Raw genomic sequence first — 23,531 nt, 5'->3', positions numbered from 1 at the left:
CCTCTCCCGCCATGCGGGAGAGGGAGGGGACCCACGCGTCCGCGTGGGGAGGGTGAGGGGTTCGTCGTCGCGAACCCGCTTATTCTTGCGAACCCCTCACCCGGCCCTTCGGGCCACCCTCTCCCGCTTGCGGGCTACTGGATGCACACATCTTCGGTTTAGGCAACTCATTGGAAGAAAAAGAATTTTTCTCCGTCATTCCCGCGAAGGCGGGAATCCAGACTTACCCATAGGGTTCGTCTGGCAAACTCTGGATCCCCGCCTGCGCGGGGATGACGGAAAATCCGTTTCATTCCAATTGGTTGCAGCAAGAAAAAGATGTGTGAATCCGGTAGCGCTTGCGGGAGAGGGGTTTGGAGGGCCGTTCAAAAAACCTTACGCCGCCGCCCGCAGGTCGCGGAAGCGGATCATGCGCTGGTTGTCTTCGTCGATCAGGGCCAGCTTGACGGTGGCGAAGCTCTCCCAGATCCCCAGCTTGGCGACCTTCTGGAAATCCTGAATCGCCAGATGGCAATCGCGCAGGCGGTAATTCGGCACGCGCGAGGCCAGATGATGAACGTGGTGATAGCCGATATAGCCGGTGATCCAATGCAGCCAGCCCGGCAGATCGTAGAAGGAGCAGCCTTCAATCGCCGCCTCGTGGAAATCCCACTCTTTCTGTTTGCGCCAATAGACGTTTTCAAACTGGTGCTGGACGTAGAACAGCCAAATCCCGATGGTCGCCGCCAGGATGACCACCGGCGCCCAGATCATCAGAACCTGCAACGCGCCGAAAGCCAGCATGAACAGGGCCAACCCGCCGCCGATCATCACGTTGGTGGACAGAACGCTGATCCAGGCCTTGACGTCGCGCTCCTGCCCGCTCAGCGGAAAGCGGAATTTCCACATGAACAGCACCGTCGGGCCGACGCCGAACAGAACCAGCGGGTGACGATAGGCGCGGTAGAGGAACCGTTGCCAGCGGCTGAGCGCCAGATATTCGCGCACCGTCAGGGTGTTGATGTCGCCGGTGCCGCGCTTGTCGAGATTGCCCGAGGTGGCGTGATGGATGGCGTGATCGCGCCGCCACACCTCGTACGGGGTGACGGTGAAGACGCTCAGGCAACGCCCCACCAGATTGTTGGCCCAATCCGCCTTGAAGAAGGAGCCATGGCCGCAATCATGCTGAAGCACGAACAGGCGGGTCAGGAACAGCGCCGCCGGGATCGCCAGCAGCAGGGACAGCCAATAGCCGACCTCCAACGCGTAGCCCATCGCGGCGACCAACCCGGCGAGCGGCAACAGCGTGCTGGCCAACTGGCCGATGCTGCGGCGGGCCACCGGGGTCTTGTAATCGGCCAACCGTTCCGCCCACAAACGCGCCTGGGCCTTGCGGTCCTTCGCGGCGCTTGATGGCCCAGCGTTTGAAAGGTTGGGGGTCGAGGTCACGGTTTCGGTGCGCGACTGGGGGGCGCCGTGAGTCTGCGCCGGGGCAACGACGGTCATTGCGAAGGGGTTTCCGCGATCAAAGGTGGCCTTGGGACATTCTCAGGTGAGAATTTCCGGGCGGCAAAATACCTGAAGATTCGGGGAAATACTGTCGCAAAAATGGGGTGAGGCAAATTTTCTAAAATGCCGCGCGCCCGCCGCCAACGCCGCCGCAATGTTCTCCATCAGGCCCCGTAACGCCGTTGCGCCTCGACCGTCAAACCCAACCCGACCGATCCAAAAATATTCCCTTCGACCACACGGGCGTCGGGCGCTTCGGCCAGAATCGCCGCGCGGACCTGCGGCAGCAGGGTGGAGCCGCCGGTCAGGAACACCGCGTCGATCTGGTCGGCGGTCACGCCCGCGTCGGCCAGACAATCGCGGATGCGGGCGCCGATGCGCGCCGCCAACGATCCGGTCGCCCGATTCAAACCCGCGACGTCCACCGGCAAGGACAGCGCCCCGTCGCCCCAATCCAGCGCCAGCAAGGTTTCGTCATGGTCGGACAGGGCGATCTTGGCCCGCTCCACCGCCATCGCCAGCGCGTGGCCTTGGCGGTGCTCGACGATGCCGATCAAGCGTTCGATCTTCTCCGGCGCCGCCGAATCGCGCATCAGCCGCTCCAACTCGGCCAGCGCCTTGGCGGTGTAGAGGAAATTGATCTTCGACCAGGTGGCGAGATCGTAATAGACGCTCTTGGGGGCCAGCAGCCCGACCCGCTTCAGCGCGCTGCCAAGCCCCAACTCCGGCATGGCGGTGGCGAGGCTGAGGTCGCGGTCGAAATCGGTGCCGCCGACGCGGATGCCGTCGTTGGCCAGAATGTCGCCCGCCCGATCCGCCTTGCCGCGCCGCTCCGGCCCGATCCGCACCACGGAAAAGTCGGACGTGCCGCCGCCGATGTCGGCGATCAGCGCCAGCTCCTCGCCCGACACCTGCTGTTCGTAATCCAGCGCGGCGGCGATGGGTTCAAACTGAAAGGAGACGTGCCGGAACCCCGCCGCCCGCGCGATGGTCCCCAACGCGTCTTCCGCCGCCGCGTCGCCCGCCGCGTCGCCATCGACGAAATGGACCGGGCGCCCGACCACGACGTCGCCCAATTCGCGGCCCAGCGTCGTTTCCGCGCGTTTCTTCACCGTGTCCAGGAACGTGCCGATGACGGCGCGGAAGCTGATCCGACCCTTGCGCAGCGCCGTGTCGGCGTCGATCAGATCGGTGCCGAGCATCGACTTGATCGAGCGCATCAACCGCCCCTCGACCCCCGACACGTAGGAATCGACCGCCGCCTGCCCAATGGTCACGGCGTCCGCCTCGAAATCGAAGAAAACGGCGGTGGGCAGCGTCGTGCGCGTCCCGTCCAGCGCCAGCAGGCGAAAGCCGTCCGTGGCGTCATGCACCCCAAGCGTGGTGTTGGACGTGCCGAAATCCAAACCGCATGCCGTCATCGCTCGTGCCTCATTCCTTGACCGTCGGTCCTGCCCAGACGTCCGGGATCCGCAAAAGGGGCGAGCCTATAAACGCTCGTCGCCCCGGGATCAAGCCGCCCGTTCGGCCAAAGCGCCGCCGCAACCGGCTGGAGATGACGGGAAGAACCGGCTACAGTCATGGCCGCGTTGAGGATTTCACGCAAACCAATCAGGGGGCGGGCGCGGTGCCGGTGAGAGAGCTTGATGTGACCGGGCTGCATTGCCCGCTGCCAATCCTGCGCACCCGCGCCCTGCTCGACCAGATGGCGCTGGGGGAGGAGGTGATCGTTCACGCCACCGATCCCGCCTCCGTCATCGACTTCAAGCATTTCTGCAACACCACCGACAACGCGCTGATCGCCCACGAAACCCGCCCCGACCCGGCGCACGGCGCCCTGTTCGTCTACCACATCCGTCGCGGCGGCTGAGGCCCCCGCGTCGGCGCTCCCTTGCCCCAAGGATCCGCCGCCCATGACGCTTCCCCCCGCCGCCCTTCCGCCGTTGCGTCCCGGCGCGGTCGTCCATGGCCCCGGTTCGGCGGGGGTGGACGCGCTGCTCGACGGCTTCGTGGCGGAGCTGAAGAGCCGGGGATTCCGCGTCGGCGGGCTGGTCCAGCGCAACCATGGGGCCATCGACGATTGCGCCGAGGTGATGGAGTTGGTGGACGTCGCCACCGGCCACGCCTTCGACATCACCCAGCGGCTGGGCCGGGATTCGCAATCCTGCCGGGTCGATCCGACCGGGGTCGCCGACGCCAGTCAGGCGGTGCGCCGCGCCGTGGCCGAGCGGGTCGATCTGCTGGTGGTCAACAAATTCGCCGGTCTGGAAGCCCAGGGCGACGGGCTGGCGGACGAGCTGCTGTCCGGCATCGCCGAGGGGATCCCGGTGCTGACCAGCGTCGGCAGCCGCTTCCTCAACGAATGGCAGACCTTCACCGGCGGCTTCACCGATCTGCTGACGCCGACGGAGGACGCGCTGTGGCGTTGGTGGGGGCCGCAGCGCCTCTACGACGATCTGCTGAACGGGGTGACGGACGCCGACGTGCGCAAGGTGGTGATCGGCGCGAAATGGGTGCTGGTCGAAACCGCCGAGGGTCTGGGCGTCGCCGCCCGGCAAAACGCCGACACGGGAGCGGACGACGCCATGCGCTGGGCCGGGCGCGGTCTGCGCGATCTGGCGACGCTGGCCGCCCGTTCCTGGGATCCGCTGGACATCGCCGTCGGCGTCGCCGCGCTCAACGCCCATTACAACCGCCCGGATCGGGACGGCGCGCCGGGCAACGGGCTGGATCTGTTCGCGGCGGTGGAGGGCCGCGTGGTGGTGATCGGCGGCTTCCCGCAAATCGCCCAGCGTCTGCCGCGCGCCCACGTCATCGACATGAACCCGCGCGCGGGCGAGCATCCCGAACCCGCCTGCGATTGGCTGCTGCCGGGGGCGGACGCCGTCGCCGTCACCGCGTCGGCCTTCGCCAACCGCACCCTGCCCCGGCTGTTGCGCGTGGCGGCGGGCGCGCGGGTGGCGATGATCGGCCCCGGCACGCCGCTGACCCCGCGCCTGTTCCGCTATGGCGTGGAATCGCTGGCCGGATTCGTCGCCGAGGACCGGGCGGCGGTGGCCCGCGTGATCGCCGACGGCGGCGGCTCCCGCGATTTTCACCCCCATGGCCGGATGGTCACGCTGCACCGGCCCCCTATATCTCAGCCTTAAGCCTTACAAGAGAGAGATTCCCATGGCCGACCTGGACCCCCAGACCCGCATCGAGCTGGAAGCCGCCGCCTTTCGCGGTCTGGTCGCGCATCTGCAAAAGCGGACCGACGTGCAGAACATCGACCTGATGACTCTGGCGGGTTTCTGCCGCAATTGCCTGTCGAAATGGTACGCCGCCGCCGCCAAGGAACGCGGCGTGACGCTGAGCGACGAAGACGCCCGGATCGCCGTCTACGGCATGCCCTACGCCGACTGGAAGGCCAAACACCAGAAAGAGGCCAGCCCCGAACAGCAACGCCAGTTCGAGGAGACCAAGCCCCTGCACGCCGAGATCAGCGGGCACAACGCCCGCTGATCGACTCTCGTTGGGTTACGCGCTGACGAAGAAGGGTTGGGCGATGGCCTGAAACGGCTCCAACCCTTCGCAGGCTGCGGAATGGGCGGCCAGGGTCGGCCAACGCTGGCGATCAAAGACGGCGGGGTGCGCCTCGCCGATGAAGCGCAGGACGCAGCCGACGGCGATGTCGGCGTGGCCGATCCGCTCGCCGAACCACCAGGGACCGGGCCGCGCGGCGCGGTCGGCCTCCAGCGCGTCGAGCACGCCGGACACCTGCGACGTGCAGCGCTCCACCCAGATTTGGGAGGAGGTCTGATGCATCACCCGCTCATAGACCAGACTGACCGCCTTGTCGCCCAACCCCATGGCCAGGGCGGCGATTTTCAGCGCGCGCCGCCGCTCCACGCCGCTGCGGGGAAACAGCGCGCGGTCCGGCCCCGCCAACTCGTCCAGCCAATCCAGGATGACCGCGCTGTCGATCAAGACATCGCCATCGTCCAACACCAGCGTCGGCACCCGCTTCAACGGGTTGTAGGCGGCCAGCGCGTCGGCGTCGCCAAACACGGACCAAGGCCGATGCTCGAACGGCAGGCCGTACAGCCGCAGGGCGATGGCGACACGGCGGACAAAGGGCGAATCATATTGGCCAATCAGGATCACCGCAGGCTCCATTCGTCAGATTCCATCCGAGGGCGGATAATACCACGAGCCACGCAATCCCAAGGGCCAACCGTCATGCCCAGCGGGCAACCCTGCGCCGTCCACCACGCCCGTCTCAATCCCGCGCCGGTCAATCCAACGCCCAGTCAATCCAACGCAACGATCGGCGTCAGCTTGTAACGCGCCGCCGCCGCCGCCAGTCGGCCATCGGCCTTGATGGCGGACACGAAAGCGTTGACCCGCGCCAGCCACGCCTCATCCCCCGGCGCGACCGCGTAGGCGTAGGGCGTCGGCTGCACGGGTTGATCGGGAACGATCAACTGCGCCCAGGGGTGGAAGGCCAGCATCCTTTGGCCATAGGGGTAATCGGTCAGAAAGGCGTCGGCCCGTCCGGATTGCACCTCTTCCTCGCGTTCCTGCGGGCGGGCGACGGCGACGACGCGGGCGTGGGTCATGGCGCTTCGCGCGTAGCCATCCATGAAGGTGCCGCTTTGGACGACGACGACGTTGCCTTCCTGATCCAGGTCCGCCCAGCGGTGAATTTGCGCGTTGGTCTTGGTGGTGACGGCGTAGATGCCGCTGCGCAGATAAGGCTGGCTGAACGACACCTTCGCCGCGCGGGCCGGGGTGGCGCCGATGCCGAACATGCTGATGTCGCAGCGGTCGGCCAGCAAATCCTCGATGAAGCGGGGAAAGCTGGTTTCAACAAACTCCAACGACGCCCCGAGGTCGGCGGCGAACGCCCCGGCAAGTTCGACGTCCACCCCCTCCAGAGCGTTGGTGCGCGGGTTGCGGAACGAGATCGCATAATAATCTGGCCACATGCAGACGCGAAGTTTCTTATCCTCAGCAATTTTTTCCAACCGCCCGCCCGCTTGCGCGGGACTGGAGACAAACGAAAGGACAATGAACGATATCGTTAGAAACGAAAAAAACCGGATGGCATGCTTTCTCATTCCAACATCCCTTTCCAAAAATTCGTTTCTGTATTGGAAGATTTTCCGATCAACGCTTCCGATGGCCGTTGACGATAACATCGTCCGGTTCACGCCAACAGCGTATGCTTTGCAGAATTGCAAAACCGCTGTTAAAATCGCGGGTGATGGTTTTGGGATTTTCCCGGAACGCCCCGCCCCCTTTCGCCTCTGGAACGCCGTTCTGCCCCCACCCGCCCCCACAGCCAAACCGGCCCGTGATCTGAAGGGCCTGTTCCTGCGCAAGGGCGGGGTGCTGGTGTTCGCCCTGCTGGCCGTCATGGCGTTGCTGGTGGATCTGACGTACCAGTTCACGGTGATCCGGCGCACCACGCTCCGCCAGACAAACGCCAATCTGGCCAGCCTGACCAGCGCGCTGGAGGCATCGACCACGCGCACCCTTCAATCGGTGGACGTCACCCTGTCCTCGATCATCGACGGGATCGACGACAGCAATCTGCTGAATGGCGGCCAACGGATGGCTGAGGTCGCCGCGCTTCTGAAGGAGCGTTTGCGCCGTTCGCCGCATCTGCGGGCCTTGGCCCTGTTCGACCTCACCGGACGCCTTCTCCTCAGCACCGACGGCGCCCCCCACGAGGCGTTGTTCCTGACCGAACGGGACATCATCCGGATCCACAGGCTTGACCGCAACAGCGGCCTGGTCATTGGCGACCCCATCCCCGGCCGCACCCTGCTGACCGCCAACCGCAGCATTGACCCGTCGGGCCGTTGGCTGCTGCCGATGAGCCGCCCGCTGCGCGACGCCGACGGCGCGCTGCTGGGCGTGGTGGTGGCCACGGTGAACCCTGATTATTTCCAGGGCCTTTATCAAACCGTGCGAATGTCCGACGGTGGGCGGGTCGCCCTCTACCGCTATGATGGAACGCTGCTGATCGCGCAACCGCCGCCCAAACCTCCCAGCGGCGCGAAGATCGGCGATTCCGCCGCTCAGGCTCCGCTGTTCCGTCAGCGGCTCCCAGCCGCTGAACATGGGGTGTTCGACGAGGTCGCGGCGGACGGGAACACCCGAATCACCGCCTACCGGACAACCCCGGTCTGGCCGCTGGTTCTGACGGTCAGCGTTGACGAGGCGGAGGAATTGGCGGGATGGCGGGACAATCTGCAACAGTCGGCGCTGTTGTCCGGCGGTTTCATTCTGCTGATCCTGCTGTTTGGCGTCCTGCTGGCCCGGTCGACGGCGACGCAACAGCGCCAAGCGACGGCGTTGGAGGAAAGCAACGCCCGCCTCAACGCCATTCTCGACACGGCGGTGGAGGGAATCCTCACGGCAAGGCCGAACGGCCTCATCGAAAGCGCCAACCCCGCCGCCCACAGCATCTTTGGCGGCCCGCCCGGCGCGCTGATCGGGCTGCCAATCAGCAACCTGTTGCCGCCGGAAAAGCGGGAGGCGCAGAACCGCTTCATTGACGACATGGCCGCCGGGGTGAAGCGATACCGCACCGGATTCAGCAAGGAATTGACGGCGGCCCGCCTGAACGGCGACCTCTTCCCGCTCTCTTTCTCCGTCGCCGAGGTGAAAACCGCCGCAGGCCCGCTTTACGCCGCCATTTTGCGCGACCTGACCGACAGCAAGCGGGTTGAGCAAACCCTGCGCGACGCCAAGGAGCGGGCGGAGGATGGCCAACGCGTCAAGATGGAATTCCTCGCGACGATGAGTCACGAGATCCGCACGCCGATGAACGGGGTCATCGGCATGGCCGGGCTGTTGCTCGACACCCGGATGACCGACGAGCAGCGCGGTTTCGCCACGACGATCCGGGATTCGGCGGAATCCCTGCTGGTCATCATCAACGACATCCTGGACTTCTCAAAGATCGACGCCGGTCGGCTGGAACTGGAAATCGACGATCTGGAATTGGCCCCGCTGGTCGAAGGCGTGCTGGAAATCCTGGCGCCGCGCGCCGCCGCCAAGGGGTTGGAGCTGGCCAGCTTCGTTCCGCCGCCGCTGCGTCGGCCCTTTCGCGGCGATTCCGGGCGGTTGCGGCAGATATTGCTGAATCTGGTTGGAAACGCCGTCAAATTCACCGACAGCGGCAGCGTCACCATCCTGCTGGCCGAGGACGTCGGCGAAAACGGCGCGCCGCAGGTGCGTTTCGAGGTGCGCGACACCGGCATCGGCATCGACGACGAAGACCGCCCGCGCCTGTTCACCATGTTCAGCCAAGTGGACGCCTCCCCCGCCCGTCGGCACGGCGGCACCGGCCTGGGGCTGGCGATTTGCAAACGGCTGGTCGAACTGATGGGCGGGCGGATCGGGGTGGACAGCCAGCCCGGTTTGGGCAGCGTCTTCTGGGCGTCCATCCCCCTGGAGCGGGGGGCGGCGGCCAAACCGCTCGCGCCGATGGCCGATTGGTCGGGACGGCGCGTCTTGATCGTCGACGACGTCGCCGTCAACCGCGACCTTCTAGCCCGCCACATGACCAGCTTCGGCATCGACGCGGAAACCGCCGCGTCCGGCGACGAGGCGCTGACGCGCCTGACCACGGCGGCGGAACAGGGACGTCCGTTCGACGCGGCCATCCTCGACCATCGGATGCCGGGGCTGACCGGCCCCGAAGTCGCCGCGCGCATCCGGACCATTCCGGCGTTGGCTGGGATCCGGCTGGCGCTGGCCACCTCGCATCTCACATCGCCCACGACCGCAGAGTCGCCCCAGGAAAGCGCGCCGGTCGATGCGAGCCTGAGCAAACCCATCCGTTTCAGCGTTCTGTGTCAGGTTCTGGCCAGTTTGCTGGACCGCCGACCGACGACCGAACGAACGGCTCCGGCGGCGGCGAACGCCACGCCCGCCGCCGCGCCGCCGCCCGATTTTCACGCCCGGGTTCTGGTGGCCGATGACAACCCGGTCAATCAGCAGCTCACCCTGGCTTTGCTGCGCCGCGCCGGTCACACGGCGGAAGCGGTGTCCAATGGCGAGGAAGCGGTCGAAGCGGTGTCGTCGCGCCCCTATGATCTGGTGCTGATGGATGTCCAGATGCCGGTGATGGATGGTTTGACGGCGACGCGCGCCATCCGTCGCCTGTCCGGGGCCGCCGCCCGCATCCCCATCATCGCGCTCACCGCCAACGCCATGCAGGGCGATGACGCCGTGTGTCTGGACGCGGGCATGGACGATTACCTGTCCAAGCCGATCAACGCCCGAAAGCTGACGGATTCCGTGATCCGCTGGGCGCGCCGCCCGCCGGCGCAACCCCTTCAATCCCCGCTCGCCGCGCTTGAGGCGACCGCCCCGCCAACCCCGGCGCCGAACGAGGATCACGATCCGGTCAACCCGGCGACGCGCGGAGAGCTGATCCAGATTCTGGGGCAGAATGGCTTCGCCGTCCTGATGAACACGTTTTTCACCGACAGCGCCCGCCACATGAGCCTTTTGCATTCTGCGATCGCTGAATCCAACCTTTCGGTTGTCTCACAAGAAGCTCACGTTTTGAAAGGTTCCGCCGCCAACGTCGGGTTGGGACGGCTGTCCGGCCTCGCCGATCAATTGGTGATTGCCGTTCAACAGAAAAATACAGCCGCCTTGACCCTTGAGCATGTTGAAAGAATGTCCGCAGAATTGACGAAGGCCAAACAACATCACACGCGTTTCTCAGAAAACTCGATAGGATTGATCCCGCCGAAAACCGCGTCTTAACGGACGTTTGACGACGCCTGCATTCTGTGGCAGTTGAACGACGCATCGACACCCGCATCGTTTGGAGAGCAACGCGATCATGGCCGAACCCGTCACAGCGCTGGTTGTCGATGACGAGGAAATGACCCGCGCCATCGTGGCCGGGTATCTGGCCCGCATCGGCTACCGCACGCTGGAGGCGGCGACGATCGCCGAGGCTTGGGCGATTTTGACCAATCCGGCGATCATCATTCATGTGGTGCTGCTCGACCGACGCCTGGACGATGGCGACGGGTTGGAGGTGTTTGAACGGATGAAGACCGTGCCCGGCTTGGCGGAAATCCCGGTGATCGTTCAAACGGTGTCGGACAGCAGCGCTGAAATCGCGGCGGCGATCCGCGCCGGGGTGTTTTATTACCTGTTCAAACCCTATGACGGGGCCTTGCTGCGTTCCGTCGTCCGCGCGGCGGAAGAGCGCTCCGGGCGGTTGAAGACCTTGCAGGGCGATTTGCGGTCGCGCGCCGACGCCATTTCCCTGCTGCGCGACGCCCGTTTCCGTTTCCGCACGCCGCAAGAGGCGCAGAACCTCGCCATCACCCTGTCCACCATCGCCGACACCGCGCACAGCCTGACCTTTGGCCTGTCGGAAATCCTGATGAACGCGGTGGAGCACGGCAACCTCGGCATCGGGTTCGAGGCCAAAAGCGTTCTCAAAGCCACCGGCGCGCTGACGCAGGAGGTCGAAGACCGTCTCGCGTCGCCCGAGCATCGCGACAAATACGCGACCTTGCATGTGGAGCGCAGCGACAACCGCGTCGTCTTCACCGTCACCGACATGGGCCGTGGCTTTGACTCCAGCCGTTATTTGACGGTGGACGCCTTCCAATCGACCGCCACCCATGGGCGTGGAATCGCCTTGGCCCGCATGGTCGGGTTTGACCAGTTGACCTATGTCGGCACCGGCAACCGTGTGGTCGGCATCGTCAATCTGGACCGCCCGGCGGTTCCTCCCGCCGACTGATCCACAGCGCGGTCAGGTCATCGGCCAACGGGCGCGGCATGTTGGTGAAGTAACGCTCCAGCAATTGACGCAGCGGCCCGCCCTCAAGTTCGGCGTCGCCGTCCAGGCCGTTGACCAGATCGACGACCCCCTCATAACCAAACACCTGCCCCTCCCAATCGCGCGCCTCGAACAGGGCGTCGCTGAACAGGAACAGAAAGGAGCCGGGGGGGAAATCCAGATGCCGGTTGCGATAACTGGCCTTGGGCGACACCCCCAACGGCAAGCCGACGCTGGCGCCGACCTCCAACGCGCCGTCCGGTCGACCGACGATGGGCTTCGGCGCGCCGGCGGTGGCGTAGACGACGGCGCCGACCCGAACATCGACCACCGCGTACAGCATGGTGGCGAACTGGCTTTCCGGCAGCAACCCGACCAACAGGCCGTTGATCGCCCCCAGCGTTTCCGCCGGATCGTCGCCGGGCAAATCAATTTTGGCCAGCAGCGCGTGCAAACGGAAGGTGTTCAGCGCCGCCGCCACGCCATGGCCGGTGAAATCGCACAGAAACACCGCGAAACGATGGTCGTCGAGCGCGCGGGCGCCCCAGATGTCGCCGCCCAGTTCCGAACTGGATTCAAAATGGCTGTCCAGCCGGATCGCGTAACGCCGCTCCAGCCCGCCGCGCGCCTCAACCGTCGGCAACAGATCAAGCTGCATGTCGCGCGCCAGGGTCATCCGCTGAACCGCGCCGGTGTGGTAGGTTTGCAGGCTGCGGATGACCTCCTGAAGCGAACGGTTGAGCGAACGGTTTTCCAAATGAACCCGCAGCCGCGCCGCCAGTTCCGGGCGTGTCACCGGGCGTGGAATCAAATCGGTGGCCCCAGCGCGCATCAGCGCCTGCCGCTCCCCCGCCCCGGAAAAGCGGCCAAGCACCAAAATCGGCGCGTCGCGCATGCCGTCCATGGCGCGCAGACGGGCGATCAGATCCGAACCGTCGGACAGCAGCCCCAGATGCAGCACCAACAGGTCGGGCGCGCCCTGCTCCACCTTCGCCAGCAGCCCATCGGCGTCCAGCGCGACGTCCACCACCCGCACGCCAACGCTGTTCAGGGCCGAACGCAACACCGTCACGGCGGGGGGGCGGGGATGACCGATCAACACGCGCTGCCCGCCAACCGAACGGGCCGCCGCCGGGGCCGCCGCGCCCGCCTCTGATGACGCGTCGCTCATGCCCGTTCGCCCTCCCTCCCTGCCGCGTTCAACGCCACCGGGGTCAGAACTCGCAGGGGATGATGGTGTGAAACTCGGAAATTTCGATCATGTCGCGGACCTGCCCGCGCGGATGCTTCATCTTCAACTGAACCGACGCGCGGTGTCCGGCGTTGTTCGCCAACACCAGCAGCCCCAGCCCCGCCGAATCAATGAAATCCAGGCCGCCAAGATTCAGCACGCATTCGGCGATGCCGTCCTTTTCCATGCCGTCGATGATCTGGCGGAAATCGTCGTTGGCTTCAAAGGTCAATTGCCCGCGCAACTCAACCTCGCGGACGCCGCCGCCCAGATCGCGGACCGTGTAATTCATGCCACACCCAATGATTTTGGTCCGATCTTACCCTTAAGAGCGCCCGTCTGTCCTGGCTGTTTCATCAACGCCAAACATGTCGCACGGATCATGAACCAATGCGGTTTTGCGCGCAAAGGAATGGCGAGGTCAACAGAGCGCGTTGCGAAAAACGATGGAAACACAAGGCCGACACAACCCCAACCAGCCCTTGCGGTCAAGACACAAGTTGCGACGCCCGCAAGGTCGTTGGGCGAAGGGTTCGTCTCGTCCTTTTGCGAAGCCGGGCGATCACGCCGCAGATCTTAGGGGCTTGCCTCGGGTCTCGGCAGGGCGGCGGCTCCCGCCGGTTCCGACGCGCGCATTCCCGGTTCATAGACGACGACCCGGTTCCGCCCCTCGCGCTTGGCGCTGTAAAGAGCCAGATCGGCGCGATGGATCGCCTTTTCCAGCGTGTCGGTCGCCCCTTCCAACCCGGCGATGCCGATGCTGGAGGTCAGATGGAACGGCGCGTCGGGGGCCGGAATCGCCATGCGCGCCAGATTGCGGCGGACCCGTTCGGCCACCACGCGGGTTTCGTCGGCGGTGGCGCCGGGCAGGACGACGACGAACTCCTCGCCGCCCAGGCGCCCCAGAATGTCGTATTCGCGCAGGATCGCCTGACAGCCGCCCGCCACCATGCGCAAGGCGTCGTCGCCGGTCGCGTGGCCGTAGGTGTCGTTGATCCGCTTGAAATGATCGACGTCGAGAACGAAGACCGCCAAGGGTTCATGGAACCGATGGGCGCGGGCCAACTGCTGGCGCGCCAGCTCCATGAAGGAGCGTCGGTTGTAGATGCCGGTCAATGGATCGCGCGAGGCCATGTCGCGCAACGCCTCTTCCATGTTTCGGCGTTCGGTGTAGTCGTAAATCCAGGCGAGATTGACCGGAACGCCCTGGATCACCGCCTGATTCACCGTGAACAGCGTCCAGAAGGGCGAACCATCGGCCTTCTTGAACTGCACCTCCATGTTCACGACGGCCCCGCCGCCGCGCAAACGCTCCAGCACCCGTTCGCGCTGATGGTCATCCAGATAGTAATCGCGCGCCCGGCTGCCGATCAGCCGATCCCGCGACAGGCCGATCAGTTCGGAGAAACGGGTGTTCACAAAAATGATCCGCCCATCGTCGCGGCGCGACACCGACACGCCGACGGGGCTTTGCTCCAGAATGGCTTCCAACCGGGCTTCGTTGGGTTGGGAATCGGTCAGGTCGTGAAGCACCCCGATGATGCCGCTCACATGGCCCTGAGCGTCGCGGTAGGACACCTTGGTCAGATTGACCAGGCGCAAACTGCCGTCGGCGACCGGAACCGCCTCTTCGTAATGCGACACCCCTTCTTCGATCAACAGACGCCGGTCATGAACGACATGGGCCTTGGCCACGCCCGGCTCCATCACCGCGAAGGCGGTCTTTTGCAGGATGTCGTTTCGGTTCAGGCCGGTGTAACGTTCAAACGCCTTGTTGCAGTCGCTGAATTGCCCCCGCGCGTCCTTGACGAACACCGGGATCGGCAGCACCTCGAACAGCGTGTTTTGCAGCGCCGCCTGGTTTTCCAGCGCGACCTCACGCCGTCGCCGCTCGTCAATGTCGGTAAAGACGCGCAGTTGCAGGGCCTCGCCGCTCTCGTCATCGCAAGCGTCGGCCAGCATGCGGACAGACTCGGCGAACCAGCGGCTGGTTCCGTCCGCCGCGCGCAGGGCGCGCAAGCCCGAACCGGCTTCCGCCGCGTCGCCGTCGCCGTCAACAAACTCCGCCAAGGATCGGCCAACCAACAACGGCGGCGCGATCCCCACATGCGCGTGCAAAGCCGGGTTGGCGTAACGGATGTCGCCCGACGGATTCGTCACGCAGACGCAAACAGGCAGAACGTCAAACGCCCGCCATGCCTCACGCCGCGCGCCGTTCGCACCATCTTGAGAAATCATCACGCTATGACCCGAGTCCAACATGCCGGGCAGTTTCCCATAAAATATTATTACTCTGCAATGACGGTATTTGACAAATATTGTTTGGTATCCAACCATTCACCGTCAAAGCACAGACTCCACCCTCAATTTCTCATGATTGTTCAATGCGCTGAGGGATCCGTACCGGCCAAGATGCGCACGCAGGCATCGTGCAGACGGGCGGCGGACTCCTCATCGGGGGGCAGCCCCAGACGCAACCAATCCGCTTGCCGCTCGAATCGGCGCACCAGGATTCCGGCTTCGCCCAGCCCCCGGCACAGCGCCGCCGCCCGACGATCCGCCACCAACCGGAACAGACTGGTCCCGCCGATCACCCGCAAACCAACCGCCGTCAACCGCGCGTCCAACGCCGTCACCGCCGTCGCCAAGCGGGCGCGGGTGGCGTCGATCCACGCCCGGTCCGCCAAGGCCGCCGTCGCCACCACCAACCCCGGCCCCGACACCGCCCAAGGGCCAACGGCGGCCCGCAGGCGCGCCGCCAACCCTGGTTCGCACAAGGCGACGCCCAGACGCAACCCGGCCAGCCCAAAGAATTTGCCGAAGGACCGCAAAACCACCAGCCCCGGCTGATCGGCGAAAGCGGACACGCTGGCCGACGGGTCGGCGTCGGCGAAGGCTTCATCCACCACCAGCCAGCCGCCGCGCACCGCCTGCCGCTCCGCCAACCCCAGCAGCGCGGCGACCGACAGCCTCCGCCCATCGGGGTTGTTCGGGTTGACGACGATCACCACGTCCGCCGCCGCGCCAGCCGCCCCATCGCCATCCACCCCATCGCCATCCACCAGCGCCTCGAACGCCGTGACCTCCCGCACCTCATGCCCGGCCCCGGCCCAGCAGACCGCGTGCTCGGCGTAGGTGGGGGCCAACACGGCGACGGTTCCCGGCGCGCGCAAACGCGGCAACAGTTGAATCAGCGCCTGCGACCCGGACGCCGCCGCCGCGTTCGCCGCCGACGGCGCGCCGTAGCAGGCCGCCGCCGCCTCGCGCAGCCCCTCCTCCGCCCCGCGCGCGGGCAGCCGGTTCCAGGCGTCGGCGGGAATCGGCGGCGCCGGATAGGGCCATGGGTTGATCCCGGTGGACAGATCGACCCACGGCTCCGGCGCGTGGGGGAAAGCCAAACGCGCGCCGTCCAGATCGCCGCCATGCAGAATCGTCGCGCCGCTTGCCACGCCGTTTGCCCGTCCTTCGGCCGTCACGCCGCCTGCCCCCTTGGTTGCCGTCTTGCTTTCGGCCATGATCCCCGCCTTCATCCTCGCCCGCCGCCCTCCCCGTCAGGAATCGTGCCGCCGTGCTTGCGTTTCATCCCTTTCTGCTCGCCGTCGCGCTCGTTGTCGAGGCGGCGGTCGGCTTTCCCGACGCACTTTATGCCCGCATCCGCCATCCTGTCGTGTGGATCGGCGCGCTCATCACGCATCTCGACCATGCGCTGAACCAGGAGCGGGACAACTTTGACCGCCGCAAGGCGTTCGGCGCGCTGGCCCTGCTGGTTCTGCTGCTGACCGTCGGCGGGGTCGCCGTGGCGGTCGCGTGGCTGTGCCGCCTGCTGCCCTTCGGCTGGCTGCTGGAGGCGGCCTTGGCCTCCACCCTGCTGGCCCAACGCAGCCTGCACGAGCATGTCGCCGCCGTCGCCGAGGGGTTCCGCAAGAACGGGCTGGCCGGTGGGCGGGACGCGGTGTCGCGCGTCGTCGGGCGCAACCCGGCGAGCTTGGACGAACCGGCGGTCTGCCGCGCCGCCATCGAGAGTCTCGCCGAGAATTTTTCCGACGGAATCGTCGCCCCGGCCTTTTGGCTGCTGGTCGGCGGCCTGCCGGGAATCGCGCTTTACAAGGCGATCAACACCGCCGACAGCATGATCGGCCACCGCACCCCCCGCCACGAGGCGTTCGGCTGGGCCGCCGCCCGGCTGGACGATCTGGTCAATCTGCCGGGATCGCGCCTGACCGCCCTGCTGCTGGTCGCCGCCGCCCGCAGCCTTGGCGCCGACGCCGCGTCGCGGGCGTGGCGAGCGGTGCGCCGCGACGCCCATCGCCACCGCTCCCCCAACGCCGGATGGCCGGAAGCGGCGATGGCGGGCGCGCTGGATCTGCGGCTGGGCGGCCCGCGCGTCTATGGAAACACCCGGATCGAAGACGTCTGGCTGGGCGGCGGGCGCACCGCCGCCACCCCGACGGACATCGACGCCGGTCTGCGCCTCTACCGGCTGGCCTGCGTCCTGTTGGGCGGCGGCGCGCTGGTTCTGGCGGTTTTGGGTTAGGTTTTACGCCAACGCCGACTCCACGTCGGTCAGGGCGAAATCCTGGCCGGTGTAGAGCAGCGGCACGTCCAGCGAGCGGGCCAGCGCGTAGGCCGCGCAATCGGTCAATGACAGTTGCGCCGGATGCCCGCAACCCCGGCCAAAGCGGCGGTAGGCGTTGAAGGCCAAGGTTGATTGCACCCGGTCAAAGGGGCGGATGACGATGCCCGCCCGCTCCACCAGCTTTTCAAACTCGCGCAGCATCTCTTCGCCGAAACGGGCCAGCAGCAGGGCGCGGCATTCCACCATGGTGACGGCGGAAATGTGGCAGGCGGGCGCGTCGTCGAGCAGCGCCTCGATCCGCTCGGCGTGGGCGTCGCCGCGCAGAAAGGCGACGATGGCGGAACCGTCGATCACCATCGGCTGATCCCCCGCCCGGCTTCGTCCCGCCCCAAAATCTCGGCGTCGCTGCGGGAATCGAGTTGCGGCAGTTGGGCGGCGCGTTGGCGAATGGCGCGCAACGCCTCGCGCCGTGCCGGATCCTGCGGGCGGTTGACCCGCTCCAACCGTTCGCGCAAGGCGAGCGTCACGGCGACCGTCAGGCTTTCCCCGGTGATGGCGGACAATTGCCGGGCCAGCCGGTCCGCCTCCTCGCTGTCCACCCGCAACGCCATACGCAACATCCTCGCCTTGGCCGTCCCGAAAAAACTCTAACCTGAAGAATGTTGCTCCGCCACCGCAAGAATCGCTCCGACGTCCATCTCCCGCTCCAGCCGGTCGGCGATGGCGTCCAGCGCCCGCTCCACCGCCGCGTCGTAGGACAGGCCCGAGGAGACCGCGCCCAACCCCGCCAGAAACGCCGCGCGGAAACCGTCGGCGGCGAACAGCCCGTGCAGGTAGCAGCCTTGCGCCCGCCCATCCTCCGACGCCGCGCCGTCCGTGCCGCCGGTCGCCAGGGTCAGCATCGGGCGGGCGCGGTCGCCCCCCTCGGTGCGGCCCATGTGCATTTCGTAGCCCGCCACCGCCGCGCCGGTCCGGCGCTCCACCCCGCGCGCCTCCTCCAGAACCTTCGGCCCCTTCAGCACGGTGTCGACGTCCAGCAGGCCAAGCCCGGCGGCCTCGCCCGGCGGGCCTTCAACGCCGTCGGGATCGGCGATGGTCCGGCCCAGCATCTGATAGCCGCCGCAAATCCCCAGCACCCGCCCGCCGCGCCGCCAGTGGGCCAACAGGTCGATGTCCCAACCCTGCGCGCGCAGAAAGGCCAGATCGGCGATGGTCGCCTTGGTGCCGGGCAGAATGACCAGATCGCAATCCGGCAAGGGCCGCCCCGGCGGCGCCATCAGCAGCTCCACCCCCGGCTCCTGCGCCAGCGGGTCGAAATCGTCGAAATTGGCGATGCGCGACAGCATCGGCACCACCACCCGCAAGGCCCCGCCGCTGGCCGCCCGTGGCCGGTCGAGCGCCACCGCGTCCTCGGCGGGCAGCGTCGCCGCCTCCTTCAGCCAGGGCACGACGCCGAAGCCGCGCCAGCCGGTGCGCTCCGCGATGATTCGCAAGCCCGACTCGAACAGGCGGACGTCGCCCCGGAATTTGTTGATGAGGAAGCCCTTGATCCGCGCCCGCTCATCCGGCGGCAACAAAGCGTGGGTGCCGACCAAGCTGGCGATCACCCCCCCCCGGTCGATGTCGCCGACCAGAATCACCGGCACGTCGGCGGCGGTGGCGAATCCCATGTTGGCGATGTCGCCCGCCCGCAGATTGACCTCCGCCGGGCTGCCCGCGCCTTCCACCACCACGATGTCGGCCTCGGCCCGCAGCCGCTCGAAACTGTCCAGCACGGCGCCAAGCAGTTCGCCCTTGCGCGCCTGATAATCGGCGGCCCGCGCGTTGCCGACCACCACCCCGCGCAGGACGATTTGCGAGCCGACGTCCGACTGCGGTTTCAGCAGCACCGGATTCATGTGGACCGTCGGGGCGACGCCGCAGGCCCGCGCCTGCAACGCCTGCGCCCGCCCGATCTCGCCGCCGTCGGCGGTGACGGCGGCGTTGTTGGACATGTTTTGCGGCTTGAAGGGCCGCACCGTCAGGCCGCGCCGGGTCAACGCCCGGCACAGCCCGGCGACCAGCAGCGATTTGCCGACGTCCGACCCAGTGCCCTGAAGCATGACGGCGCGGGCGCGTTTGGGGCTGGCCATGCTCAGAACTCAATCCCCGCCTGGGCCTTCACCCCGGCCTCGAACGGATGCTTGACCAGCGTCATTTCGGTGACGAGGTCGGCGGCGGCGATCAATTCCGGCTTGGCGTTGCGCCCGGTGACGCAGACATGCAGGTCGGGCCGCCGCGCCGCGAACGCCGCCAGCACCTCGTCCAGCGGCAGATAATCCATGCGCAGCGCGATGTTCAACTCGTCCAGAACGATCAGCCGGTAGCGCGGGTCGTCCATCATCGCCTTGGCCTTGGCCCAAGCGGCTTGCGCGGCGGCGATGTCGCGGGCGCGGTCCTGGGTGTCCCAGGTGAAGCCCTCGCCCATCGTGTGAAAATCGACCAGATCCTCAAAGCGCTCCAACGCCACGGTTTCGCCGGTGGACCAGGCGCCCTTGACGAATTGGACCATGCCGACCCGCAGGCCATGGCCGACCGCCCGCATCATCAGCCCGAAGGCGGCGGTCGATTTGCCCTTGCCCTTGCCGGTGTGGACCATCAGCAAGCCTTTCTCCAAGGTCTTGGAGGCCAAGGCCCGCTCCTGCAACGCCTTGCGGCGCTTCATCTTCTCGGCGTGGCGGCGGTTGGTTTCCGCCTCGTCAATGTGGGGTTCGCTCACAGCGCGCTTCCTTTCGCGTAAATCGGCAGGCCCGCCACGGTCAGAACGACGCGCGGGGCGACGGCGGCGACAGCCTGATGCAGCCGCCCGGCATGGTCGCGAAAGCGCCGGGCCAGCGCGTTGTCGGGAACGATGCCCAAGCCGACCTCGTTCGACACCAGCACCACCCGCCCCGGCAGCGTCGGCAGCAATTCCACCAGCGCCGCCGTTTCGGCCTCCACGTCGGAGTCGGCCATCATCAGATTGGTCAGCCACAGCGTCAGGCAATCGACCAGCAGCCCGCAGCCCTCCGCCGCGTGGGCGCGCAAGGCCCCGCGCAGGTCGAGCGGCTCTTCAACCGTCCGCCAATCCGGCCCCCGGTCGTCCCGGTGGCGGGCGACCCGTTCGGCCATCTCCGCGTCCCAAACCTGCGAGGTGGCTACGTAGACTCGCGGCCCGCCCAGCGCCGTGACCAGCCCCTCGGCAAGGCGGCTTTTGCCGGATCGGGCGCCGCCAAGCACCAGGGTGAGATCGGGGGGCGGTGGGGGGGCGTTCGGCACGGTCGCCGTCTCCTGCATGGGCGGGAGCGGACTGTCGCAAACCCCGTCGCCGCCGTCAAACCATGCGGCGCGCCTGGACAGCGCCCGCGCGCCGCGCCATCCTTCCCGCACCGCACAACAACCTCGCCGCTCCCAATGTCCCAGCTTGAAATCATCACCCGCCGCCCGACGGGACCCGCCAAGCCGACCCCGCTGCTGTTCGTCCATGGCGCCTTCAGCGGCGCCTGGATTTGGGACGCCCATTTCCTGCCCTGGTTCGCCGAACGCGGGTGGGAGGTTCACGCGGTGTCCCTGCGCGGCCATGGCGGCAGCGAGGGGCGCGAGCGGCTGCACAGCTTTGGCCTCGCCGACTACATCGACGATGTCCTGGAAGCCGTTGAGGCCTGTTCGGCCCCGCCGGTGTTGATCGGCCATTCGATGGGCGGAATCGTGGTTCAACGCGCTTTGACCCGCCGCCGCTGCCCCGCCGCCGTGCTGATGGCCTCGACCCCGCCGCACGGGTTGTTTTCGTCCACCCTGGGGCTGGCGTGGCGCGCGCCCTACGTGTTTCAGCAAATGGCGTCGCTGATGACCTTCGGCGCGGAGGCGGTGGACCCGCAGGCCGTGCGCCGCGCCATGTTCTCTGACGCCATGCCAGCCGAGGAAGCCGCGCGTTACGAACCCTTCCTGCAAGAGGAATCGCGCCGCGTGCTGGCCGACATCGGCGGTTGGATCCCTTTCCCGCCCCTGCCGCCGCGCGACCTTCCGCTGTTGGTTCTGGGGGCCGAGCAGGATCTGCTGTTCCCCCGCGCCGAAGTGCTGGCCACCGCGCAAGCCTTGGGAACCAAGGCCGAGTTCCTGCCCAACATGGGCCATGCCATGATGCTGGAACGCGATTGGGAATTGGTCGCCCAGCGTGTGGACGCGTGGTTGAACCAGACCTTGGCCAAAGCGATGGCGGCGTGACGGAACGGCGGAGCCGGTCAGCGGTCAACCACCCACGGCGATGATCCAGAAACAAAAAGGCCCTTCCGCTTGGGAAGGGCCTTTTGGCTGAGCGATGGACCGCCGGTCACGTCACTGGATCGTCGCGCCAGCGGGCATCGCCCGCTCAACGACCCGCGTCAGACCGTAACTGTCAAACCCACACACCAAGCGGCGATAATAGCTGATGATGTAGACGCGCAACGCGCCGGTCAGATTCGCGTCGCCGCGCGACTGGTCAAGCTCCGTCAGAAGATCGTTGATGCCGATGGCTCGACGCTGGGCAATGTCAAGCGCCGCGTCCCAAAGCTCTGGCTCCATGCGCAGACTGGTGCGGCGCCCGTCAACTTTCACATTCCGGCAAATCAACATCGCGGGCCTCCATCATCCGATGATGGTTGCATACCCACTCAGCCCTATGCGCCGCAGTGAAATCCTTCACACCGGCGTCGTTCCGAACAACCGCCATCACGGCGGCCGAGCGGCCAACCGCCCACAGGCGCCGCCCGCCGCCTCGCTTCCAATGAAAAAGATGTTTTCAAACAGGCGCGCCGAACGACGGCGCGCGCAAGGGCCGATGACTGACAGTCCATCGCCCAAACTTTTGATTTGAATTGGTGATCCGGGTGGGATTCGAACCCACGGCCACATGATTAAAAGTCACGTGCTTTTTATATCCCCCACATTCCCGCAACCTCCCTCAATACGAAATAAAACAGCAGATGTATTGAAGATTGACGGCTTCGATGTTCCCGCACCACCCCAATCAATCCCCTATTTTCCCGCTCCCGTGATTGCTGTATGATTGCTGACCGTCACCAGCAATCGCACAGAGGCCGCCATGCCCGAGAAGATCACCAAACGCCTTGTCGATGCGACGAAGCCGGGCGAACGCGATCTGTTCGTATGGGATACGGAAGCAAAGGGGTTCGGGCTGAAGGTCACACCGGCGGGCGGAAAGGTGTATGTCCTGCAATACCGGATCGACGGTGGCCGAACGACGGCACCCAAACGCTTCACCATCGGCAAGCACGGCAGCCCCTGGACCGCCGACACAGCGCGGGACGAGGCAATCCGACTGCTTGGCATGGTCAAGGCGGGGATCGACCCGCAGGGCCAGAAGATGGCCACCCGCGCCACCGCCAGCGTGAAGGCCGACACCTTCGCCGAGGTCGCGGCGCTGTTTGTCGAACGCTATGCCAAACCGAACACCCGGTCGTGGGAGGCCACCGAGCGGATTTTCCTGAAGCATATCAACCCAACCTGGGGCGACAGGCCGCTGAAGGACATCGCCCGCCGGGACGTCTCCCGCCTGCTGAACGATTTGGTTGATTCCGGAACCCCCGTGCTGGCCAACCGCGCCCTTTCAGCAATCCGAAAAATGTTCAACTGGGCCATGTCAAACGACCACGCCGAAACAAACCCTTGCGCGGGCGTGGAGCCGCCAGCCCCGGAGGAAAGCCGCGACCGCGTGTTGAATGACGAGGAGTTGCGCGAAGTGTGGATCGCCGCCGCCAGTCTTGGCGATCCGTTGGGTTCATTCGTTCGCATGCTGATCTTGACGGCCCAACGCCGCGACGAGGTGGCGGGCATGCGCTGGGCTGAACTCGACATCTCCGGCATGCTGTGGACCATCCCAAAGGAACGGGCGAAGAACGGCAAAGCGCATCAAGTTCCTTTGTCCGACGACGCCGTTGCCATCCTGGAGTCCTTGCCCAGAGTTCTGATGGAGGACGGCTCCCCCAGCGATTTCGTGTTCACGACCACCGGAATGTCGTCCGTGTCCGGGTTCAGCCGGGCGAAAGACAGGCTCGACCGGCTGACATTGGAAAATCGCAAAAAAGCCGCCGAGGAGCGCGGCCAGAACCCGGAGCAGGTCAAGCCGCTGGACGATTGGCGCTTCCACGATCTTCGCCGCACCGTGACAACCGGCCTTGCCCGCATGGGCATTCCCCCACAGGTCGCCGACCGCATCCTGAATCACACTCAAGGCACGATCAAAGGCGTTGCTGCGGTCTACAACCGCCACGCCTACCTCGATGAGCGACGCGCCGCCCTTGACGCATGGGCGCGCAAGGTTGATTCCCTCGTGAACGGCACCCCGGCAAACGTGGTTCGGCTCAAAACCGTCGCGGCATGACCGAAGCGACGGGGCGCTGATG

The 23,531-nt window shown here is 66.3% G+C and carries 22 protein-coding genes; 8 read left to right on the top strand and 14 right to left on the bottom strand.

Features of this window, described 5'->3' with window-relative positions; genetic code table 11:
• Positions 1-375 precede the first annotated feature (375 nt).
• Together ACODS4_RS04440 and ACODS4_RS04435 are read right to left on the bottom strand one after the other, a co-directional pair.
• On the bottom strand, positions 376-1,485 hold the full coding sequence (locus tag ACODS4_RS04440) for a fatty acid desaturase (protein WP_488861119.1): 1,110 nt from the start codon (positions 1,483-1,485) through the stop codon (positions 376-378).
• 167 nt (positions 1,486-1,652) lie between these two features.
• Complete coding sequence (locus ACODS4_RS04435; protein WP_488861117.1) at positions 1,653-2,909, bottom strand: Hsp70 family protein; 1,257 nt, start codon at positions 2,907-2,909, stop codon at positions 1,653-1,655.
• A 134-nt stretch (positions 2,910-3,043) separates the two neighbouring features.
• On the opposite strand from ACODS4_RS04435, the gene ACODS4_RS04430 reads away from it, so the two are divergent.
• The 3 genes from ACODS4_RS04430 to ACODS4_RS04420 are packed head-to-tail and all read left to right on the top strand — an operon-like array spanning position 3,044 to position 4,992.
• The gene (locus tag ACODS4_RS04430; protein WP_488861115.1) at positions 3,044-3,358 is read left to right on the top strand and encodes a sulfurtransferase TusA family protein; all 315 of its coding nucleotides are present in this window, start codon (positions 3,044-3,046) and stop codon (positions 3,356-3,358) included.
• A gap of 43 nt (positions 3,359-3,401) precedes the next feature.
• The gene (locus tag ACODS4_RS04425) at positions 3,402-4,637 is read left to right on the top strand and encodes a DUF2478 domain-containing protein (RefSeq protein WP_488861113.1); all 1,236 of its coding nucleotides are present in this window, start codon (positions 3,402-3,404) and stop codon (positions 4,635-4,637) included.
• A gap of 22 nt (positions 4,638-4,659) precedes the next feature.
• Positions 4,660-4,992: a DUF1244 domain-containing protein gene (locus ACODS4_RS04420; protein WP_488861111.1), complete on the top strand. Its 333-nt coding sequence runs from the start codon at positions 4,660-4,662 to the stop codon at positions 4,990-4,992.
• A 15-nt stretch (positions 4,993-5,007) separates the two neighbouring features.
• On the opposite strand, the gene ACODS4_RS04415 is transcribed toward ACODS4_RS04420, so the two are convergent.
• Together ACODS4_RS04415 and ACODS4_RS04410 are read right to left on the bottom strand one after the other, a co-directional pair.
• Positions 5,008-5,646: a glutathione S-transferase family protein gene (locus tag ACODS4_RS04415; protein WP_488861109.1), complete on the bottom strand. Its 639-nt coding sequence runs from the start codon at positions 5,644-5,646 to the stop codon at positions 5,008-5,010.
• A gap of 134 nt (positions 5,647-5,780) precedes the next feature.
• Positions 5,781-6,458 (bottom strand): substrate-binding periplasmic protein, encoded by a 678-nt coding sequence (locus tag ACODS4_RS04410; protein WP_488861108.1) that lies wholly within the window; start codon positions 6,456-6,458, stop codon positions 5,781-5,783.
• Positions 6,459-6,651: 193 nt separating this feature from the next.
• Between ACODS4_RS04410 and ACODS4_RS04405 the strand changes: the two genes are divergently transcribed.
• Together ACODS4_RS04405 and ACODS4_RS04400 are read left to right on the top strand one after the other, a co-directional pair.
• Positions 6,652-10,263 carry a response regulator gene (locus ACODS4_RS04405; RefSeq protein ID WP_488861106.1) on the top strand — a complete coding sequence of 1,204 codons (3,612 nt, stop codon included), beginning with the start codon at positions 6,652-6,654 and terminating at the stop codon, positions 10,261-10,263.
• 79 nt (positions 10,264-10,342) lie between these two features.
• Complete coding sequence (locus tag ACODS4_RS04400) at positions 10,343-11,263, top strand: response regulator (RefSeq protein WP_488861104.1); 921 nt, start codon at positions 10,343-10,345, stop codon at positions 11,261-11,263.
• Here ACODS4_RS04400 and ACODS4_RS04395 read toward each other — a convergent pair.
• The 4 genes from ACODS4_RS04395 to cobD all read right to left on the bottom strand — a co-directional run bounded on the left by ACODS4_RS04395 (position 11,226) and on the right by cobD (position 16,048).
• On the bottom strand, positions 11,226-12,473 hold the full coding sequence (locus ACODS4_RS04395) for a PP2C family protein-serine/threonine phosphatase (RefSeq protein WP_488861102.1): 1,248 nt from the start codon (positions 12,471-12,473) through the stop codon (positions 11,226-11,228). The two genes, ACODS4_RS04400 and ACODS4_RS04395, sit on opposite strands and share 38 nt — an antisense overlap.
• Before the next feature lie 43 nt (positions 12,474-12,516).
• Complete coding sequence (locus tag ACODS4_RS04390) at positions 12,517-12,825, bottom strand: STAS domain-containing protein (RefSeq protein WP_488861100.1); 309 nt, start codon at positions 12,823-12,825, stop codon at positions 12,517-12,519.
• A 284-nt stretch (positions 12,826-13,109) separates the two neighbouring features.
• Positions 13,110-14,771: a sensor domain-containing diguanylate cyclase gene (locus tag ACODS4_RS04385; RefSeq protein WP_488861098.1), complete on the bottom strand. Its 1,662-nt coding sequence runs from the start codon at positions 14,769-14,771 to the stop codon at positions 13,110-13,112.
• A gap of 143 nt (positions 14,772-14,914) precedes the next feature.
• Positions 14,915-16,048: a threonine-phosphate decarboxylase CobD gene (gene cobD, locus ACODS4_RS04380; RefSeq protein ID WP_488861096.1), complete on the bottom strand. Its 1,134-nt coding sequence runs from the start codon at positions 16,046-16,048 to the stop codon at positions 14,915-14,917.
• Between the two features lie 53 nt (positions 16,049-16,101).
• Between cobD and cbiB the strand changes: the two genes are divergently transcribed.
• Positions 16,102-17,067 carry an adenosylcobinamide-phosphate synthase CbiB gene (gene cbiB / locus ACODS4_RS04375; protein ID WP_488861094.1) on the top strand — a complete coding sequence of 322 codons (966 nt, stop codon included), beginning with the start codon at positions 16,102-16,104 and terminating at the stop codon, positions 17,065-17,067.
• Between the two features lie 3 nt (positions 17,068-17,070).
• Here cbiB and ACODS4_RS04370 read toward each other — a convergent pair whose 3' ends face one another.
• The 5 genes from ACODS4_RS04370 to cobU are packed head-to-tail and all read right to left on the bottom strand — an operon-like array spanning position 17,071 to position 20,424.
• A complete protein-coding gene (locus ACODS4_RS04370) occupies positions 17,071-17,466 on the bottom strand; it encodes a type II toxin-antitoxin system VapC family toxin (RefSeq protein ID WP_488861092.1) in 396 nt (131 codons plus the stop codon).
• On the bottom strand, positions 17,460-17,720 hold the full coding sequence (locus tag ACODS4_RS04365) for a type II toxin-antitoxin system VapB family antitoxin (protein WP_488861090.1): 261 nt from the start codon (positions 17,718-17,720) through the stop codon (positions 17,460-17,462). The genes ACODS4_RS04370 and ACODS4_RS04365 overlap by 7 nt, the downstream gene beginning before the upstream one ends.
• 36 nt (positions 17,721-17,756) lie before the next feature.
• Positions 17,757-19,241: a cobyric acid synthase gene (locus tag ACODS4_RS04360; RefSeq protein ID WP_488861088.1), complete on the bottom strand. Its 1,485-nt coding sequence runs from the start codon at positions 19,239-19,241 to the stop codon at positions 17,757-17,759.
• Between the two features lie 2 nt (positions 19,242-19,243).
• Positions 19,244-19,813, bottom strand: a complete 570-nt coding sequence (gene cobO / locus ACODS4_RS04355; RefSeq protein ID WP_488861636.1) for a cob(I)yrinic acid a,c-diamide adenosyltransferase — start codon at positions 19,811-19,813, stop codon at positions 19,244-19,246.
• A 50-nt stretch (positions 19,814-19,863) separates the two neighbouring features.
• A complete protein-coding gene (gene cobU / locus ACODS4_RS04350; protein ID WP_488861634.1) occupies positions 19,864-20,424 on the bottom strand; it encodes a bifunctional adenosylcobinamide kinase/adenosylcobinamide-phosphate guanylyltransferase in 561 nt (186 codons plus the stop codon).
• A gap of 117 nt (positions 20,425-20,541) precedes the next feature.
• On the opposite strand from cobU, the gene ACODS4_RS04345 reads away from it, so the two are divergent.
• Positions 20,542-21,351 carry an alpha/beta hydrolase gene (locus tag ACODS4_RS04345; protein WP_488861086.1) on the top strand — a complete coding sequence of 270 codons (810 nt, stop codon included), beginning with the start codon at positions 20,542-20,544 and terminating at the stop codon, positions 21,349-21,351.
• 111 nt (positions 21,352-21,462) lie between these two features.
• On the opposite strand, the gene ACODS4_RS04340 is transcribed toward ACODS4_RS04345, so the two are convergent.
• Positions 21,463-21,741 (bottom strand): ribbon-helix-helix domain-containing protein, encoded by a 279-nt coding sequence (locus ACODS4_RS04340; RefSeq protein WP_488861085.1) that lies wholly within the window; start codon positions 21,739-21,741, stop codon positions 21,463-21,465.
• A 469-nt stretch (positions 21,742-22,210) separates the two neighbouring features.
• Between ACODS4_RS04340 and ACODS4_RS04335 the strand changes: the two genes are divergently transcribed.
• Positions 22,211-23,509, top strand: a complete 1,299-nt coding sequence (locus tag ACODS4_RS04335; protein ID WP_488861083.1) for a tyrosine-type recombinase/integrase — start codon at positions 22,211-22,213, stop codon at positions 23,507-23,509.
• The last annotated feature ends 22 nt before the right edge of the window (positions 23,510-23,531 follow it).

This window comes from Azospirillum sp. FG154 (genome assembly GCF_057809575.1).
This window is presented reverse-complemented; position numbering and strand designations above follow the sequence as displayed.